Annotated in this window: 2 protein-coding genes; both read right to left on the bottom strand. The window is 45.1% G+C overall.

Features of this window, described 5'->3' with window-relative positions; translation table 11 throughout:
- On the bottom strand, positions 1-414 hold a 414-nt coding region (locus QVA83_RS08205), incomplete at its 3' end, for a tRNA-dihydrouridine synthase (RefSeq protein WP_287498339.1).
- Positions 415-784: 370 nt separating this feature from the next.
- Positions 785-1,371: 50S ribosomal protein L11 methyltransferase (prmA, locus tag QVA83_RS08200; RefSeq protein WP_287498338.1), on the bottom strand; the 587-nt coding region annotated here is incomplete at its 5' end.

The following is a 1,371-nucleotide window of genomic DNA, read 5'->3' as shown; positions in this document are numbered from 1 at the left end:
TAGTGTCACGGGTACATCAACAGCATTAACTACTGCTTTAATAATCGCTTCCACTGTGTCTGGGTATTGAAGCAATGCAGAACCTGCCAGCTTCTTATTGACCTTTTTAGCAGGACAACCCATGTTGATATCGATGATTTGCGCACCGTTCTCAACATTAAATTGTGCTGCTTGAGCCATAAGCTCAGGATCAGCCCCAGCTATCTGTACAGAGCGAATGCCTTCTTCACCCTCATGATTCATACGCGCTTGTGATTTAGCTGTGTTCCAAACTTTCGGATTACTCGAAAGCATTTCTGAAACAACAAGCCCTGCACCTAAGCGCTTACAAAGTTGGCGAAACGGTCTGTCTGTTACGCCAGCCATGGGGGCCAACATCAAATTGTTTTCTAACTCGTAAGGTCCAATTCGCATTATAAAATGTATAGCTCGCCATCTAAAACTGCACAGAAAATATACACCCGGCTAAAACGGGGCGCTAAGTGTACGTGTTTTCGCAAGGCTTGAAAAGGCTAAAAATCGCACAAAATTTCACTCCGTGGTCTTGACAGTGAAAAAAATCTGTCACATTAGTAAGCTAACGTCGATTTTTAGTTTAAATATTGTACGAAAGTCTTACAGCCCCCGATTTGAAAGGGCTGTAATGTGAAAAAAATTAACAATTAATTAGGCGGTAACGTGCTTTGTCGTACAAATTTTCGTCGCAATTTTGAGGTGGTTTACCGAAAACACACTATTCTAACTGGGCGTAATTTTCACCGACTGGTCGGTTTATCACTCAAACTTAGTGTTTTTTGCCCGACACTCTCGCCCATTCGCCATCTATGGCACTGGGTTCAAGTGTAATATCTTGAGCGTACGCTTCTTCTATGCGCGTAACTTGCTCCGCCAAAATGCCAGAAAGAACTAACAAACCACCTGATTTGCAGTAATTTGTAATCACGCTTTGAAGTTCTAGTAATGGACCTGACAAGATGTTCGCCATCACGACATCGGCTTCAAGCTCAGGCTGGTCTTCAGGAAGGTATACATCCAAACGGTCTTCAACGCCGTTGCGTCGTGCATTTTCTTTTGTTGCTTGTAGCGCTTGTGGGTCGATATCAATGCCGATGACGCGCTTAGCGCCCAATTTCAACGCAGCTAACGCCAAAATTCCTGAACCACAGCCAAAATCGACAACGGTTTTATCCGTCATATCTATGCCGTCAAGCCAGCGCAAGCAAAGCGCAGTGGTAGGGTGCGTGCCAGTACCAAAGGCAAGACCTGGGTCTAACATTACGTTAACCGCGTTTGGATCGGGAACATCGCGCCAGCTTGGGCATATCCACAAGCGCTCGCCAAACTGCATGGGATGGAAGTTATCCATCCACT

It is taken from the genome of Alteromonas sp. AO-Serp (assembly GCF_017849675.1).
Classification (GTDB): Bacteria; Pseudomonadota; Gammaproteobacteria; order Enterobacterales; family Alteromonadaceae; genus Alteromonas; species Alteromonas macleodii.
This window is presented reverse-complemented; position numbering and strand designations above follow the sequence as displayed.